Genomic DNA, 16,123 nt, shown 5'->3' with positions numbered 1-16,123 from the left:
GAGAATGGCGTGATGACCACCGACGACCCGACGCCCGACGTCATCGACGACGAGTTCGAGCCCTACGAGCCCGAGGCACCCGCCCACCAGGACCCCGACGCGGAGACCGTCGTGCACGTCGACCACCCCGACGAGGAGGCCGTGGTCGACGAGATCGACCCGGCTGCCCAGCAGCCCCCCAGCTGACGCGACCTCAGTCGCGCTCGAGCAGGAACAGCGGGATCAGGCGGTCGGTCCTCTCGGCGTACGACGCGTAGGTCGGCCACGTGTCCACCGCGTGCCGCCACCAGTCCTCGCGCTCCTCGCCCGCGAGCTCGCGCACACGGTAGGTGTGCTTCTCGGCCTTGTCCTGCAGCTCCACCTCCGGGTGCTGGCGGAAGTTGTCCGCCCACGCCGGGTCGACAGGAGCACCGCCCTGCGACGCGACCGCGAGGTAGGCCCCGTCGCGCTCGACGCGCATGACCGGGTTCTTGCGGAGGTTGCCGGACTTCGAGCCGACCGAGGTGATGACCACGATCGGGTAGCCGGTGTCACGCAGCGTGCCGGCCTTCTCACCGTTGGTGGCCTCGTAGTCGGCCACCTGGTCGCGTACCCACTGCGCCGTGCTCGGGACGTACGTTCCAGTCAGTGCCATGCCTGCCCCAACAGCACGGGCGGCGCCGATCTTCCACGCAGCCCGGTGAACTACCCTCCCGGGCATGAGTGCGATCGAGGGCGTCAGCGAGATCTTCGACCCCGAGGCCTGGGACGTCGTGCCCGGCTTCGAGGACCTCACCGACCTCACCTACCACCGCGCGCGGGAGCACGGCACCGTCCGGATCGCCTTCGACCGCCCCGACGTGCTCAACGCCTTCCGCCCGCACACCGTCGACGAGCTGCTGCGGACGCTGGAGCACGCGCGCACGTCGGCGGACGTCGGCTGCGTGATCCTCACGGGCAACGGCCCGAGCGCCAAGAACGGCAAGTGGGCCTTCTGCACCGGGGGCGACCAGCGGATCCGCGGGCGTGCCGGCTACCAGTACGAGACCGACGGTCACACCGATGCCGGCGCCGAGCCGAACCCCATCGACAAGGCGAAGCTCGCCCGCCTGCACATCCTGGAGTGCCAGCGGCTGATCCGCTTCATGCCCAAGGTCGTCATCTGCGTGGTCCCGGGCTGGGCCGCCGGCGGTGGGCACAGCCTCCACGCCGTCGCCGACCTGACCCTCGCCAGCCGTGAGCACGCCCGCTTCAAGCAGACCGACGCCGACGTCGGCTCCTTCGACGGCGGCTACGGCTCGGCCTACCTCGCCCGCCAGGTCGGGCAGAAGTTCGCTCGCGAGATCTTCTTCCTCGGCGACGAGTACGACGCCGAGACGATGCACCGGATGGGTGCGGTCAACCGCGTCGTCGACCACGCCGACCTCGAGCGCGAGGCGCTCGAGTGGGGCCGCAAGATCAACGGCAAGTCGCCGACGGCCCAGCGGATGCTGAAGTACTCCTTCAACCTCCTCGACGACGGCCTGGTCGGCCAGCAGCTCTTCGCCGGCGAGACCACCCGCCTGGCCTACATGACCGACGAGGCCCAGGAGGGTCGCGACCAGTTCCTCGAGAAGCGCGAGCCCGACTGGTCGCCGTACCCCTGGTACTACTGAGGGACTCCCGGGCCGTTCGGCCCTGTGACCACCGGCCCTGCCGGGCGCAGTGTGGCGTCATGTCCACCGCCGACTTCACTCGCTGGCTCTATCGCGGCGGGCGTCCGAACGCTCTGGCGCGCGCCCTCAACGCCGTGTGGGCACGCGTCTTCGCCACCGGACGGACCCCGTGGCCGGTCGCGACACTCGAGGTCAAGGGTCGCAGGTCCGGCAAGCCCGTGCGGCTCCCCGTCGTCATCGCCGACCTGGACGGCGAGCGCTACCTGGTGTCGATGCTGGGTGAGGACACCAACTGGGTGCGCAACGTCCGTGCGGCCGGGCACCGGGCCGTGCTCCTGCAGCGCGGCCGCACTCCCGTCAGGCTGGACGAGGTGCCGGTCGACCGGCGCGCCCCCGTCATCAAGCGCTACTGCGAAGTCGCCACGAGCGGGCGGGTGCACATCCCGGTCGACCCCGGCGCGCCCGTCGCGGAGTTCGAGGCCGTCGCGCCTCGCTACCCGGTCTTCCGCATCGTTCCCGTGTCCTGAGCCACGAGCGAGGACCCTCGGGCACAAGTGCCTCCGGACGGTGGGACGTCCGCCCCTGTCACTGGCGGCACGTCGGAGCGACCCTGTCCGACGGGGAGTTCTCGAGCCACAGGAGGCCACCCGAGGTGAAGCGCGTCATCGTCGACCACTTCGGTGGTCCAGAGGTCCTGCGCGTGGTGGAGGACTCCGCCCCCCACCCGGCGCACGGTGAGGTCCGGATCCGGCTCCTGGTCGCCGGGGCGTCGTTCACGGACGCCCAGCTGCGCGCCGGCACCTACCTGGGCGTGCCCAGGCCACCCTTCACCCCGGGCTACGAGCTGGTCGGGGTCGTGGACGAGGTCGGCCCGGGCTGCACCCGGCTGCAGGTCGGTGACCGGGTCGCGGCGCTGACCGCCTACGGCGCCTATGCCGAGGAGGTGTGCGTCAGCGAGGACGAAGCGGTCCTGGTGCCCGCGGACCTCGACCCCGCGCAGGTCATCTCGCTCGTCCTGACCTACATGACCGCCTACCAGGTGCTCCACCGGCTGGCGCGCGTCAGGCGTGGCGAGTCGGTGCTGGTCCACGGCGCGGCCGGCCGGGTCGGGACCGCCATCCTCGAGCTCGGCGGCCTCGCCGGCCTTCGCATGTACGGCACCGCGGCGGAACGTGACCGGGCCGTGGTCGAACGGCTCGGCGCCCAGCTCATCGACTACCAGACCGAGGACTTCCTGACGCGGATCCGTCAGCTCACCGGCACCGGGGTCGACGTCGCGCTGGACGGTCTCGGGGGTGCCACGTCGATCCGCTCGTTCCGGGCGCTGCGCCGCGGCGGGCGGCTGGTCGTGTTCGGCCACTACGCGACGCTGTCCGGCGGCCACAAGAGCTGGCGCGGCTGGGCCGCGTGGTACGGCGCCACCGCGACCGTCGCCCTCTGGGGCGCGCTCTCGCCGTCACGGCACGTGATGGCCTACCGCATCCAGCGGCTGCGTGACAGCCGCCAGCTGCTGCCCATCGCGAGCCGCCGTCCGGCCCGCCTGGTCGGTGGCGGCCCGAGGAACCCCGACTGGTTCCGGGTGGACTTCGCAGCGCTGCTCGAGCTGCTGGCCGCAGGGAAGATCCACCCCGTGGTGGCCGAGCGGCTGCCGCTGTCAGAGGCGCAGCACGCCCACGAGCTGCTCGAGGCGTCGGCGTCGAAGGGCAAGCTCGTCCTCGTGCCGGGACCCGACCACTCAGCTGGTCGCGAGCGTGTGGTTGTCGATCTCCGGGTAGTGCCGGCGGATGTTCACCTTGCGCTCGAGCTCGCCGATGACGACGGGAGCGAAGTTGACCTCGGAAAGGGCCTGGGCGCTGCCGAGGCCGCCGGGGCTGAAGACGTTGATCTCCATGAGCTTGTTGCCGACGATGTCGAGCCCCACCAGGAACATCCCGTCGGCGACCAGCTTGGGCCGCACGACCTCGACCATCTCGAGCATCTCGTCGGTGACGGCCACCTTCTCCGCCTTGCCGCCGGCGGACATGTTGGAGCGGATGTCCTTGGTGGAGGGCGTACGACGGAAGGCGGCGTACTTGCCGTCCACCATCAGCGGCTGGCCGTTCATCACGAACATCCGCACGTCGCCCTTGGCGGCCTCGGGCAGGTACTCCTGGGCGACGACGTAGCCGTCGCGGGAGATCGCCTCGATGATCTGCTTGAGGTTGGGCGCCTCCTTGCGGTCGACCAGGAAGACGCCGGCGCCGCCGGAGCCCTGGAGCGGCTTGAGGACCGCCTTGCCGCCGAGGTCCTTGATGAACGCCTCGATCATGGCCTCGTCGCGCGAGATGAGGGTGCGCGGTCGCACGATCTCCGGGAAGTGCTGGAAGTACGCCTTGGACAGCGCGTTGGCCAGGCTGGTCGGGTCGTTGACGACCAGGACGCCGGACGAGGCGATCAGCTGCCCGAACGCGACCCCGGCGTTGTTGCGCCACGGGTCGGTCTCGGCGTCGTCGGCCGGGTCGTTGCGCAGCATCACCACGTCGAACTCGTCCATCCCGATGAGCTGCTCGACGTCGGGGCGCTTCACGTCGGACATGTGCCGCTCGAGGGAGCGGTACGTCCTGGCCTGACCGGCGCGAGCCTTGGTGCTCAGGGAGCCGTCGGGCTCGTAGGCGAAGTCGCCGATGCCCATGTACCAGGCCTCGTGCCCCATCTCCTTGGCCGCCAGGGCGAGCCGGTTGGTCGTGTACTCCGCCTTCTCGGTCTCGATGTCGTTGACGACGAATCCGATCTTCATGCGTGTCCCTCCAGGAGTGTGCCGAGATCATGGGTCCCGACCGCGCGGGCCAGGTTGGCGGGGGTCGCCGGGTCGTGCAGGTAGCGCGGCAGGACGCGGGGCGGCCGCAGCAGCCCGCGCTCCTCCAGCTCGCCGATGAGCGGCAGGTCGCGCAGCGAGAACTTGCCCAGCCAGAGCTGGTCGAGCGACCCGCCGCCGCCGAGGTGCTCGAGGAGCTCGACGAGCCCGCGGAGGTAGATGGCGTCCTTGGTCATCCCACCGGAGCGGTAGACCCGCATCACGGTCGTCCAGGCGCTCCCCTCGGGGAAGTCGTCCGCGACCAGCGCCTCGTGTGCCTCGGCGAAGGTCGCGCCGCCGATCATGCGGTGCACGGTCACCACCCGGCTCGCGAGCTGGCGCAGCCGGAAGGCGGTGAGGCCCCCGCAGGCGATCTCGGCGAGTACGGCGAGGCCCTCCTGGGTCTCGTCGTAGCCCGCGAGCCCGACGCCCAGCACCTTGATCGGCTGGTGGCTGCCGTTGGACTGGGTCACCAGGTGGGTGCCGACCTCGTGGTGGAGCAGGGCCTGCGCGCGGGCGCGCTGCACCTTGGTCTCCGGCCCGATGAGCAGCACGTCTCCGGAGACCATGACGCCGTTGACGTCGGGCCGGATCTCGGCGTGCATGTCGAGATCAGGGTCCTCCTGGCGGTAGTGCCCGATCTCCTCCAGCGCGAGGGCGAGGAACTCCTCGGCGTCGAACACCTCGCCGGTCGGCTCGGTGCGGGTGATGCTCGCCAGCAGCGCCTCGGCCTGCTTGCGCAGCGTCGGCGAGACACCGCCGTAGAGCTCGACGCTCAGGGGCAGGAAGTCGTCGGTGTCGCGCGCCTCGAGCATGTCGAGCTGGAGCTCCATCTCCCGGTGCTTGGCCCGCAGGAGCTGCCCGAGCACAGGGTCCTCGACCTCGCCGAGGTCGATCGCCTCGAGCTCGGTGCGCACCACGGCCGGGTCGGTCTCCAGCTCGCGGTAGGTGAAGTCGGGCTCGGGCTCGCGGCCCTCGAGGAAGTCGTCGCGGAGGTCGTCGGCGTCGACCGGGGTGATGTCGAGGAGGAAGCGGAAGCTCTGTGCGAGCAGGGCCAGGCTGTGGTCCACGGCGAGGTCGGCGGGACTCAGCTCCGCGTGCTCGCCGGCACCGGTCACCGCAACCGCTCCAGCTCTTCGTGCAGGCCGGGCAGGGTGGCGGCGAGGGAGTCCTGCGCGTGGCGCAGCCGCTCCTCGTCGAGCACACCGGTCCACTCGTCCATGAACGTCTTCTTGAACTCCAGCGCCAGCACGCAGCCGACCCGGGGATAGCGGTCGTGCACCCACCACGCCAGGTTGCGACCCTCGAAGGCGACGTTCTCCCGGGCGTCGAGCCGCGCGTCGCGGAGCTCGCCGACGAACCGGTCGACCAGCGGTCCGAAGAGCTCGCGGTCCAGGCTGCCCGTGCCGACGTTGACCTCGGGGTTCTCCTCCTGCGGAGCGGGCGGCTGGTCGGCGCCGTCGCGCCGGTGGTTGTAGGAGTGCACGTCGAGCAGCACGAACGGGCCACGTTCGGCCAGCGCGTCGAGTCGCGGCGCGAGCGCGTCGTAGAAGGCGTCGTACGTCGCCAGGCTGCCTTCGAACAGCTCGTCGGACAGCACGCCGTCGCGCCAGACCTCGAGGCCCCAGCAGTCGTCGGGCTTGCGGTAGACGGCCTCGCGGCGGGGCCGGTTGAGGTCGGCCTCGAAGCGCGAGCGCGAGGTGACGACCCGGTCGGCCACGACCGAGGCGATCCGGTCGGTGAACGGGTCCTCCTCACGCAGCCGCTCGGCCTCGTCCAGCACCATCGCCTCGGCGATCTCGGGCCGCAGGTCGTGGCCGGCGTGCACCGACGTGGCCACCACGGGCCCGTGCCAGTCGCCGACGAACGCGACGGCGTCCGACGTTCCCTCCCAGTCCGTCATGGCCCACTGTCTACCCCACGCGGGGCGGCGTACCCCACCGACCCGCACCCCTACGGGTGGAGGGCTGGTACTACTGGAGGCATGAAGGTCGTGGTGCTCACCGGTGCCGGCATCTCCGCGGAGAGCGGGCTGTCGACCTTCCGCGACGCGGACGGCCTGTGGGAGGGGCACGACCCCATGCAGGTCGCCACCCCGGAGGCGTACGCCGACGACCCGGCGCTGGTCCAGCGGTTCTACGACGAGAGGCGCGCAGCGCTGTCGCGGGTGCAGCCCAACGCCGCCCACCACGCCCTCGTGCGCCTCGAGGAGGCGCTCGGCGAGGACCTGCTGGTCGTCACCCAGAACGTCGACGACCTCCACGAGCGCGCCGGCTCGCAGCGCGTCCACCACATCCACGGGCGGCTGCAGTCCGCGTGGTGCACGGCCTGCGACGAGCGGCACGCGTGGGACGGCCCGCTGGCCCCCGGCCCCTCGTGCCCCGGCTGCGGGACCGCGAGCCTGCGCCCCGACATCGTGTGGTTCGGGGAGATCCCCTACGGCATGGACCTCGTCGAGGAAGCCCTCTGGGAGTGCGACCTCTTCGTCTCGATCGGCACGTCGGGCGTCGTCTACCCCGCCGCTGCCTTCGTGCACTGGGCGCGCGGCGACACCCTCGAGCTCAACCTCGAGCCGAGCGCGGGCGCCAGCGACTTCGCCCGGTCCCGTCAGGGACCGGCCACCCGGCTCGTGCCGGACTGGGTCGGCGAGGTGCTCGGGGACTGACCGTCCACCCCGCGCCGGGGCACCGGCGGGAAGTGCAGGCGTACGCACGTGCCACGGCCGAGGCGTGACTCGACCTCCACCCTGCCGCCGTGGCGCTGCATGACCTCCCGCACGATGCCGAGCCCGAGGCCGGTGCCGGGGCGCCGCAGCGCCTCCTCGTTGGTCGAGCGGAAGAGCGGCAGGAACAGGTTGGCCTGGTCGGCGGCGGAGATGCCGATGCCCTCGTCCCGGCAGGAGAAGGTGATCGACCCGTCGTCGCCGCGCTCCACCCCGACGAAGATCTCGTCGCCGACGTCGGAGTACTTCACCGCGTTGTCGACCAGGTTGGTGACGGCGCTCGCGACCTCGCGCCGGTCCGCGAACACGAAGGCCGGATGGGTCTCACCGACCAGCTGGAGGGTGACGTGAGCCTTCTCCGCGACGGCCGCCATCGACGCGAGCGTCTCGTCCACGATCGGGACGAGGTCGATGCGCTCCATGCTCGGCGGGTGCTGCGGGTCGCTGACGCTGGACAGCATCGCCAGCCCCTCGAGCAGGTCGCCCAGCCGCTCGGTGCCGCGCAGGATGGCCTGGGCCCTTCGGCGGTCGCGGTCGTCCACCAGCTCGCTGCCGGCGAGGAACTCGGCGTTGGCCGCGATCACCGTCATCGGGTTGTTGATCTCGTGGGTGAGCTCGCGCAGGAAGCGGTGCCTGGCCTCCTCCAGCGCGCGCAGCTCCTCGAGCAGGCGCCGCTCGCGCTGGGTGGCCTGGGCGTTGGCGATGGCCCGGCCGAGGTCGTGGCCGAGCTCGAGCGCCGCGACACCCTCGCCGTCGGTCCACCGCCGCGACCCCGTCCGGCGCGCGGCGATGAGCATGCCGAGCACCTCGTCGTCGACGCCCACGGGCGCGACCACGACGGCTTCGAAGCCGGCCGCCTGCATGGCCTGGGTGAACCAGTCGGCGTGGTGCGCGTCGAGCACCGAGTCACCCCAGATGTGCCCCGCCTCGATGATGAGCACCCGCTGGCGCTCCCACGCCCGGGCGGCGGCCGCGTCGAGCGCCTGCCGCACCTCGGGCGCCATGCCGAGCCCGAGGCTGTCGGGCGTCTCGGCGTCCTTGTCGAGGAAGACGTGGATCTCCAGCTCGTCGACCGAGAGCGCACCGAGCAGCGTCGTCCGCGCCTCGCGGAGCAGGTGGCTGACGTCGTGGCGCGCCCGGGTGGACCGGGCCAGCCGGCGGGTGGCGCGGATGACCCGCATGTGGTCGGCGTACTCCTCGCGCTCGACCGCGGTGACCACTGACCACAGGGTCACCGCGAGCTCGTCGGAGATCTGCAGCAGCCTGTCCCGGCTGGGCCGCTTGAGGTCGACGGGGACGTCGAGGTAGAGCAGGGCCCGCAGGTCACCGCGCTCGTCGGGGACCTGCGCGACGAGCATGTCCATCGGGTGCCAGTCGTCCGGGTCGCCGGTGACCGGGACGTCGGGGACGACGAGGACGCCGTCGAGGCGCTGGCGGGTCGCGTCGGAGTAGCTCTCGTCCGGGATCCACACGAAGTGCCCCACGGACTCCCCGTCGGCGATCGCCGCCTGCATGTCCGACAGGCGGGAGGCGGTGCCGAGCCGTTCCTCGGCGTTGGTCATGTCGCCGTAGATCGCGACGAACTCCAGCAGTCCCCTGGGCCGCACCACCTCGATCGCGCACACCCGGAAGCCGGCACGCGTGGCCGCGTCCCGCGCCAGGGCGTGCATCAGCGCCCGAGCACGCGCGTCACCCCAACTCAGGTCGCGCGTCCGGCGCTCCCCTGCCCCACTGTCCATGGCGCTCTCGCCTCCTAGCCAAGTGGATGGTAGGCGCGCTCCGATGCCTCGGGGGGAGCTTTCGCAAGGACTTGACCTTCAGGGGTGAGGACCGCCGTCAGCGGCCGTTCTGGCCGAAGTGCATGTGGTCCCGGGAGCAGCGATGCGGACCTGCTCGTCGACGTACGTCGACGAGCACCTCGCGCGGGAAGTGACTCGCGGGTAACATCGGGGGCATGAAGCGTGAGATCTACGACGAGGACCACGAGGCCTTCCGCGCCTCGGTCAAGCAGTTCCTGGACCGCGAGGTCACCCCGCACCTCGAGGCGTACGCCGCCGGCCACGGCCTCGACCGCGACTTCTGGCTCGCCGCGGGCAAGCAGGGCTTCCTCGGCCTGGAGATCCCCGAGGAGTACGGCGGCTCCGAGGCGGGCGACTACCGCTTCAACGCGGTGCTGACCGAGGAGCTCGCCAAGGTCAACATGACCCTGCCCAGCTGCGTCGGCATCCACGCCGACATCACCGTGCCCTACCTGGTGCACCTGACCAACGACGAGCAGAAGGCGCGCTGGCTGCCCGGAGCCGCGACCGGTGAGATCCTCACCGCGATCGGCATGACCGAGCCCGGCGGCGGCTCCGACCTGGCCAACCTCAAGACGACCGCCGTGCGTGACGGCGACGACTGGATCATCAACGGGTCCAAGACGTTCATCACCAACGGCGGCTCGGCCGACATCGTGCTCGTCGCGGCTCGCACCAGCCCGGAGAAGAAGGCCAAGGGAATCTCCCTCTTCGCGGTCGACACGACCCTCGAGGGCTTCAGCGTCGGACGGGTGCTCGACAAGGTCGGCCAGGACGAGTCCGACACCGCCGAGCTCGCCTTCGACAACGTCCGGGTGAGCAACGACGACCTCGTCGGTCCTCTCGACACCGGCTTCATCTCGATGATGCAGTTCCTCCCGCAGGAGCGCCTCGGCTCGGCCATCACCAACCTGGCCCACGCCAAGCAGATCCTCGAGGAGACGATCCAGTACGCCAAGGACCGCCAGGCCTTCGGCCAGCCGATCGGCGCCTTCCAGAACACCCAGTTCCTGCTGGCCGACCTCGTCACCCGCATCGACGTGACCCAGGCCTTCGTCGACCAGTGCGTCATCGCGCACACCAAGCAGGAGCTGACCCCGGTCGACGCGGCGAAGGCCAAGTGGTGGACCTCGCAGGTCCAGAACGACGTCCTCGACCACTGCGTCCAGGTCCACGGCGGCTACGGCTACATGAACGAGTACCGCGTCGCGCGCGCCTGGCGCGACGCCCGCGTGACGAAGATCTGGGCCGGCTCCAACGAGATCATGAAGATGCTGATCGGCCGCGACCTCGGGCTGTAGTCGGGTCACACTGGGCGCATGTCCCGGATGTTCGTCGCGGTGGTGCCGCCGCCCGAGGCGGTGGCGCACCTCGACGACTTCCTCGCCGGGCGCCGCGACGCGGCTGCCTTCCGCTGGTCGGACCCGGCGCAGTGGCACCTGACGCTGGCGTTCTCGGCGGACGTGCCGGACCGCAGCCTCGACGACCTCGACGAGCGGCTGGCGCGGCTCGCGGGACGGCGTACGCCACTCGACCTGCGGGTCGCCGGCGGCGGCGCCTTCCCGCACCCCGACCGGGCCCGGGTTCTCTTCGCCCGCCTGGGGGCGAGCGACGAGGCGGCCGCCGGGCTCGCCCTTCTCGCCGCCGGCTGCCGCGCGGCGATGTCGAAGGCCGGGGCCAGGGTCGACGGGCAGCGCTTCCGACCGCACCTCACGCTGGGCCGGCTGGGTCGTCCCGACAACGTGACGTCGTGGGTGCGCCTGCTCGACGCCTACGACGGTCCGGACTGGGTGGCCGAGGAGATCGCGCTGGTCGCCTCCCACCTCGGCGAGGGACCGCGCCGGCGGCCGCGCCACGAGGTCGTCGGGACGTACGCCCTGGGTGGCCGGGGTCGCTGAGCGCAGCCTCACCTTCGTTGCACGACGTACGCCGCCGGGCGAGGATTCAGCCGTGAGCAGCATGGAGATCGGGACCGACGACAAGCCCCAGCACTTCCACGACGACATGGGCGACCACGTCGGCACGCGCCTCAACTGGCTGCGCGCGGCGGTCCTCGGCGCCAACGACGGCATCGTGTCGACCGCGGGCGTGGTGATGGGTGTCGCGGGTGCGACCGACGACAGCGGCGCGATCGTGATCGCCGGCATCGCCGCCCTCACGGCGGGCGCGCTGAGCATGGGCGCCGGCGAGTACGTCTCGGTCAGCACGCAGCGCGACTCCGAGAAGTCGCTGCTCACCCTCGAGGCCGTCGAGCTCGAGCGGATGCCCGAGACCGAGGAGCGCGAGCTGGCCAAGATGTACGAGGGCAAGGGCCTGTCGAGCGAGACCGCCGCCCGGGTGGCCCGGGAACTCACCGAGCACGACGCCCTGCGCGCCCACGCCGACATCGAGTTCGGCATCGACCCCGACAACCTCACCAACCCGTGGCACGCCGCGTGGGCCTCGATGCTCGCCTTCACCGTGGGCGCGCTCCTGCCTTTGCTGATCGTGGCCTTCGTCCCCGACGGCTACCGGGTGCCCGTCACCGTCGTGAGCGTCGTGGCGGCGCTGGCCCTCACGGGCTTCGTCAGCGCGCGCATCGGCTACAGCCCGCGCCTGCCCGCGGTGCTGCGCAACGTCTCGGGCGGCCTGCTCGCCATGGGCGTGACCTACCTGATCGGCATGCTGGCCGGCGTCCAGCTGGGCTGACCGGCACGGCGCCCGGCCGGGAGTCAGTCCCGCGTCGGCGCCGGACCGGTCGAGCCCCTGAGCACCAGCTCGGGGGCGAAGAGGTACTCCCGCGACGCCACGGGGTCGCCCCCGATGGCGTCCACCAGGGCGGACACAGCGGTGTTGCCCATCTGGGAGACCGGCTGCCGCACGGTCGTCAGCGGCGGGTCGAGGAACGCCACGAGCGGCGAGTCGTCGAAGCCGACAACCGACACGTCACCGGGGACCTCGAGCCCCGCCGACCGCGCGGCGCGGATCGCGCCGATGGCCATCAGGTCCGACCCGCACACCACCGCCGTCGCTCCCTGGTCGAGCAGCTGGCGGGTCGCGGCGGCACCGCCCTCGACGGAGAAGATCGTCTCGGCGATCCACGTCCGGGCCTCGGCCCTGCCGAGCCCGAGGTGCGAGGTCAGGGCGGTGACGAAGCCCTCGTGCTTGCGCGCCGACGGCATGAAACGCGACGGGCCGATCGCCAGGCCGATGCGGCGGTGGCCGAGCGCGGCGAGGTGCGCCACGGCGAGGTCCATCGCCACGTGGTCGTCGGCCGAGACGAAGGGCGCGGCCAGGTCGGCGACGTAGCCGTTGACGAAGACGACGGGCAGGCCGCGCTCGAGGAGCGCCCGGTAGCGGTCGTGGTCGGCCCGGGTGTCGGCGTGCTTGCCGGAGACGAAGATGATGCCGGCGACCCCGTGGTCGAGCAGCGACTCGACGTACTCGTCCTCCGACAGGCTGCCCGGCGACTGGGTGCAGAGCACGGGGGTGAACCGGCGGCGGGCGAGCGCGTCCTCGATCACCTGCGCGAAGGCCGGGAAGATCGGGTTCTCCAGCTCGGGGACGACGAGGCCGACGAGGCCGGCACTGCGCTGCCGCAGCTGGGTCGGTCGCTCGTAGCCCAGCACGTCGAGGGCGGTCACCACCGCCTGGCGCGTGGCGTCGCTGACGCCGGGCTTGGAGTTGAGGACGCGGCTCACGGTGGCCTCGCTGACGCCGGCCTCTGCGGCGATCTGCGCCAGGGTTGCCATGCAGCGAATGAAAGCAGGCTTGCAACGGTTGTGCAACATCTTTCATTTTCTGCCAGTTCCTTGCTAGCCTCCGGTGATCACGATCACAGCGCCCACCCGGGGCGCGTACTCACTGGGAGACACCAATGCGTCGACTCAAGGCCGGCACCGCCGGTATCGCCGTCGCCGCCCTCGCCCTCACGCTCGCGGCGTGCGGTAGTGACGGCGGGGACTCGGACGGCAACACCGACACCGACACCGAGGGCAGCAGCTCCGGCGACCTCAGCGCCGAGCTGACCTGGTGGGACACCTCGGACGCCACCAACGAGGCCCCTGCCTACGACAAGCTCATCGAGAAGTTCAACGAGGAGTACCCCGACGTCACCATCAAGCACGAGACGGTGCCGTTCGACCAGACGCAGAACAAGTTCAAGACCGCTGCCGAGTCCGGCTCCGGTGCTCCCGACATCCTGCGTGCCGAGGTCGCCTGGACACCGGAGTTCGCCTCGCTGGGCTACCTCTACGCCCTCGACGGCACGGCCGCCCTCGAGAACAACTTCCTCGAGACCCCACTCTCCAGCAACGTCTACGAGGACAAGACCTACGGCGTCCCGCAGGTCACCGACACCCTCGGCCTGATGTACAACAAGGAGCTCTTCAAGAAGGCCGGCCTCGACCCCGAGGCCCCGCCGACCACGTGGGACGAGGTCCGTGACGCCGCCAAGGCCCTGAAGAGCAAGGCCAAGGTCGACGGCATCTACATCAACTCCGGTGGCTACTTCCTGCTGCCGTTCCTCTACGGCGAGGGCGGCGACCTGGTCAACACCGACGACCAGACCATCACCGTCAACAGCCCCGAGGCCGTTGCCGGCATGGAGACCGCCCAGAGCCTCGTCAAGGACGGCAGCGCGGTGAAGCCCACCGCCAACGACCCCTACGGCACGATGATGACCCTGTTCAAGGAGCAGAAGGTCGGCATGATCATCAACGGCCCCTGGGAGGTCGCGGGCATCAGCGACGACCCGAACTTCGGCGGCATCGAGAACCTCGGCGTCGCGCCGGTCCCGGCCGGCAGCGCGGGCCAGGGTGCTCCGGTCGGCGGCCACAACTACGTGGTCTACTCCGGCATGGACGACAACAAGGCGGAGGCCGCTGCGGCCTTCATCGCCTTCATGAGCTCCGCGGAGTCCGAGGCGTTCATCGCCGACGAGCTCGGCCTGCTGCCCGGCAACGCCGACGCGTACGACATGGTGACCAACGAGCGCGTCGCCCTGTGGGCCGACGCCATGGACGTGGCCCAGCCGCGGCCGTGGATCCCCGAGGGTGGACAGTTCTTCGCCGCGCTCGACACCATGGCCACCGAGGTCCTGATCCAGGGCAAGCCCGTCCAGGCTTCGCTGGACAAGGCGGCCAAGACCTACAAGAGCGACGTCGTCCCCGACTACTCGCTGCAGTGACACCCTGCTGACCGAGGAGGACCGGACCGGGACACCCGGCCCGGTCCTCCTCGGGACGCACCCCCCACTTCTGCCCCCTGAACCACGGAGACTCGGATGCGCAAGAGCTTCGACAAGCACTGGTACGCCTGGGCGATGGTCATCCCGACCGTCATCGTCCTCGGTGTCCTCGTCTTCTACCCCCTGGTCCAGGGCGTGTGGCAGTCCTTCACCAACCTCAACGAGTCCAACCAGCGCTCGGAGATCTGCACCAAGATCCTCGGCGGCGCGGTGACGTGCAAGCCCAACCCCGACGCGGCGAAGTTCGTCGGCCTCGACAACTACGTCGACATCCTCACGGGTGCCCAAGGCCACTTCTGGCTCCAGTTCGCCAACACCCTGGTGTGGACGGTCGCCTGCGTCGCGGCCCACTTCGGGATCGGCCTGGGGCTCGCCGTGATGCTCAACCGTGAGTTCCGGGGCCGCGGCTTCTACCGCGTCGCGCTCATCCTGCCGTGGGCGGTCCCAGCGTTCGTCGCCGCCTTCGCGTGGCGCTTCATCTTCGACGAGCGGTTCGGCGTCATCAACGGGGCCCTGCGGGCCGTGGGCCTCGATCCGGTGTCGTGGTTCGAGCACCGCTGGACCTCGCTGTTCACCGCCATCGTGGCCAACGTCTGGCTCGGCGTGCCCTTCATGATGGTCGCCCTGCTCGGCGGGCTGCAGTCGATCAACGGCGACCTCTACGAGGCGGCCCAGATCGACGGCGCCACCCCGTGGCAGCGCTTCGTCAACATCACCCTGCCGGGCCTGCGACCGGTCACCTCGACCGTGGTCCTGCTCGGCACCATCTGGACCTTCAACATGTTCCCGATCATCTACTTCGTGACGCGGGGCCAGCCGGCCGGTGAGACCGAGATCCTGGTGACCGGGGCCTACCGCGCGGCGTTCGAGGGCATCCGTGACTACTCGCTCGCCGCGACCTACGGCGTGCTGATCCTGTCGATCCTCGTCGTCTACGCCAGCGTCTACAAGCGCATGCTCGCCAAGCAGGGAGAGGTGTTCTGATGTCCGAGGTCCTGCCCGCCGAGGCCATCGCCCCGGCAGCCACCGCTGGTGCCGGCCCCCTCGACGCCCGGTCGCGCCCGCCCCGGCAGGGGCGTCAGCGCTCACCCCTCGCCAGCATCGGCCTGCACGCCACCCTCCTCCTGGCGACCTTCAGCGCGCTCTTCCCGATCCTGTGGGTGGTGCTCAGCTCGATCAAGCCCGCCAGCGAGATCCGCCGCACAGAGATCCAGCTCTTCGCCAGCCCGACCCTCGAGAACTACGGCAAGCTCCTCACCGAGACCGACTTCCCGACGTGGTTCCTCAACTCGGTGATCGTCGCGGCCTTCACGATGGTCTTCGGCATCGCGATGTCCGCGACCGCGGGCTACGCGCTGAGCCGCTTCAACTTCCCCGGCAAGCGCCCGCTGATGTGGGTCTTCCTGCTCACCCAGATGTTCCCCGTGGCCATCCTCATCGTGCCGATCTACACGATCATGGCCAACCTCGGACTCATCGACACCAAGCCGTCGCTGATCATCGCCTACTGCACCGTCGCGGTGCCGTTCTGCGCCTGGATGCTCCGCGGCTACTTCGACACCATCCCCCGCGAGCTCGACGAGGCCGCGGCGCTCGACGGGCTGGGCCCGTTCGGCACCTTCTGGCGGGTCGTCCTGCCGCTGGCCCGGCCGGGGCTCGCGGTCACCGCCTTCTACACGTTCCTCACGGCGTGGGGCGAGGTGGCGTACGCCATCGCCTTCATGCAGGGCAGCAACCACTACACGCTGGGCGCCGGCCTGCAGCAGTTCGTGCCGCAGTTCAGCCCCCGCTGGGAGCTGCTGACGTCGGGCGCGGTGCTCATCACCGTCCCGGCGGCCATCGTGTTCTTCTTCGCCCAGAAGCACCTGGTGGCCGGCCTCACGGCCGGTGGCACCAAGGGCTGAGCGC

General features: G+C 70.7%; 16 protein-coding genes and 1 pseudogene. 11 read left to right on the top strand and 6 right to left on the bottom strand.

What is annotated here, in order from left to right; genetic code table 11:
* Positions 1-12: 12 nt before the first annotated feature.
* Positions 13-186 (top strand): hypothetical protein, encoded by a 174-nt coding sequence (locus ACS3YM_RS18340; protein ID WP_439937876.1) that lies wholly within the window; start codon positions 13-15, stop codon positions 184-186.
* Between the two features lie 7 nt (positions 187-193).
* On the opposite strand, the gene ACS3YM_RS18335 is transcribed toward ACS3YM_RS18340, so the two are convergent.
* Entirely contained in the window at positions 194-634 is a 441-nt protein-coding gene (locus ACS3YM_RS18335; protein WP_439937875.1) for a nitroreductase family deazaflavin-dependent oxidoreductase, read from the bottom strand.
* Positions 635-698: 64 nt separating this feature from the next.
* Between ACS3YM_RS18335 and ACS3YM_RS18330 the strand changes: the two genes are divergently transcribed.
* From ACS3YM_RS18330 to ACS3YM_RS18320, 3 genes and pseudogenes are all read left to right on the top strand, one after another.
* Positions 699-1,634 (top strand): 1,4-dihydroxy-2-naphthoyl-CoA synthase, encoded by a 936-nt coding sequence (locus tag ACS3YM_RS18330; protein WP_439937874.1) that lies wholly within the window; start codon positions 699-701, stop codon positions 1,632-1,634.
* Positions 1,635-1,693: 59 nt separating this feature from the next.
* Positions 1,694-2,161, top strand: a complete 468-nt coding sequence (locus ACS3YM_RS18325; protein WP_439937873.1) for a nitroreductase/quinone reductase family protein — start codon at positions 1,694-1,696, stop codon at positions 2,159-2,161.
* Positions 2,162-2,286: 125 nt separating this feature from the next.
* A pseudogene (locus ACS3YM_RS18320) lies at positions 2,287-3,291 on the top strand (alcohol dehydrogenase catalytic domain-containing protein); the annotation flags it as partial.
* Between the two features lie 78 nt (positions 3,292-3,369).
* Here ACS3YM_RS18320 and ACS3YM_RS18315 read toward each other — a convergent pair.
* From ACS3YM_RS18315 to ACS3YM_RS18305, 3 genes are read right to left on the bottom strand one after another with little or no spacing between them, the layout of a single operon-like run.
* A complete protein-coding gene (locus ACS3YM_RS18315; RefSeq protein ID WP_439937872.1) occupies positions 3,370-4,410 on the bottom strand; it encodes a glutathione synthetase in 1,041 nt (346 codons plus the stop codon).
* A complete protein-coding gene (locus ACS3YM_RS18310) occupies positions 4,407-5,585 on the bottom strand; it encodes a flavohemoglobin expression-modulating QEGLA motif protein (protein ID WP_439937871.1) in 1,179 nt (392 codons plus the stop codon). Before ACS3YM_RS18310 ends, ACS3YM_RS18315 begins: the two co-directional genes overlap by 4 nt.
* Entirely contained in the window at positions 5,582-6,370 is a 789-nt protein-coding gene (locus tag ACS3YM_RS18305; protein WP_439937870.1) for an N-formylglutamate amidohydrolase, read from the bottom strand. Before ACS3YM_RS18305 ends, ACS3YM_RS18310 begins: the two co-directional genes overlap by 4 nt.
* Positions 6,371-6,451: 81 nt before the next feature.
* On the opposite strand from ACS3YM_RS18305, the gene ACS3YM_RS18300 reads away from it, so the two are divergent.
* Positions 6,452-7,132, top strand: a complete 681-nt coding sequence (locus ACS3YM_RS18300) for an NAD-dependent deacylase (RefSeq protein ID WP_439937869.1) — start codon at positions 6,452-6,454, stop codon at positions 7,130-7,132.
* Here the strand turns inward: ACS3YM_RS18300 and ACS3YM_RS18295 are convergent.
* Positions 7,075-8,928, bottom strand: a complete 1,854-nt coding sequence (locus ACS3YM_RS18295) for an ATP-binding protein (protein ID WP_439937868.1) — start codon at positions 8,926-8,928, stop codon at positions 7,075-7,077. The genes ACS3YM_RS18300 and ACS3YM_RS18295 overlap by 58 nt on opposite strands.
* 215 nt (positions 8,929-9,143) lie before the next feature.
* Between ACS3YM_RS18295 and ACS3YM_RS18290 the strand changes: the two genes are divergently transcribed.
* The 3 genes from ACS3YM_RS18290 (at position 9,144) to ACS3YM_RS18280 (ending at position 11,676) form a co-directional block, all read left to right on the top strand.
* Positions 9,144-10,289: an acyl-CoA dehydrogenase family protein gene (locus ACS3YM_RS18290; protein WP_439937867.1), complete on the top strand. Its 1,146-nt coding sequence runs from the start codon at positions 9,144-9,146 to the stop codon at positions 10,287-10,289.
* Between the two features lie 18 nt (positions 10,290-10,307).
* Positions 10,308-10,886 carry an RNA 2',3'-cyclic phosphodiesterase gene (gene thpR / locus ACS3YM_RS18285; RefSeq protein WP_439937866.1) on the top strand — a complete coding sequence of 193 codons (579 nt, stop codon included), beginning with the start codon at positions 10,308-10,310 and terminating at the stop codon, positions 10,884-10,886.
* A 61-nt stretch (positions 10,887-10,947) separates the two neighbouring features.
* Positions 10,948-11,676: a VIT1/CCC1 transporter family protein gene (locus tag ACS3YM_RS18280; protein WP_439939925.1), complete on the top strand. Its 729-nt coding sequence runs from the start codon at positions 10,948-10,950 to the stop codon at positions 11,674-11,676.
* Between the two features lie 23 nt (positions 11,677-11,699).
* Here the strand turns inward: ACS3YM_RS18280 and ACS3YM_RS18275 are convergent, their stop codons facing one another.
* Positions 11,700-12,719 carry a LacI family DNA-binding transcriptional regulator gene (locus ACS3YM_RS18275; RefSeq protein WP_439937865.1) on the bottom strand — a complete coding sequence of 340 codons (1,020 nt, stop codon included), beginning with the start codon at positions 12,717-12,719 and terminating at the stop codon, positions 11,700-11,702.
* Positions 12,720-12,844: 125 nt separating this feature from the next.
* Between ACS3YM_RS18275 and ACS3YM_RS18270 the strand changes: the two genes are divergently transcribed.
* From ACS3YM_RS18270 to ACS3YM_RS18260, 3 genes are all read left to right on the top strand, one after another.
* Positions 12,845-14,155: an extracellular solute-binding protein gene (locus tag ACS3YM_RS18270; RefSeq protein ID WP_439937864.1), complete on the top strand. Its 1,311-nt coding sequence runs from the start codon at positions 12,845-12,847 to the stop codon at positions 14,153-14,155.
* Positions 14,156-14,251: 96 nt separating this feature from the next.
* Positions 14,252-15,199, top strand: coding sequence for a carbohydrate ABC transporter permease (locus ACS3YM_RS18265; RefSeq protein ID WP_439937863.1), 948 nt, complete (start codon positions 14,252-14,254; stop codon positions 15,197-15,199).
* The gene (locus tag ACS3YM_RS18260) at positions 15,199-16,119 is read left to right on the top strand and encodes a sugar ABC transporter permease (RefSeq protein ID WP_439937862.1); all 921 of its coding nucleotides are present in this window, start codon (positions 15,199-15,201) and stop codon (positions 16,117-16,119) included. The genes ACS3YM_RS18265 and ACS3YM_RS18260 overlap by 1 nt, the downstream gene beginning before the upstream one ends.
* Positions 16,120-16,123 lie beyond the last annotated feature (4 nt).

This window comes from Nocardioides sp. N13(2025), from assembly GCF_051912545.1.
Taxonomy (GTDB): domain Bacteria; phylum Actinomycetota; class Actinomycetes; order Propionibacteriales; family Nocardioidaceae; genus Nocardioides.
The sequence above is the reverse complement of the archived record's forward strand: the minus strand, read 5'-3'. Positions and strand labels throughout refer to the sequence as shown.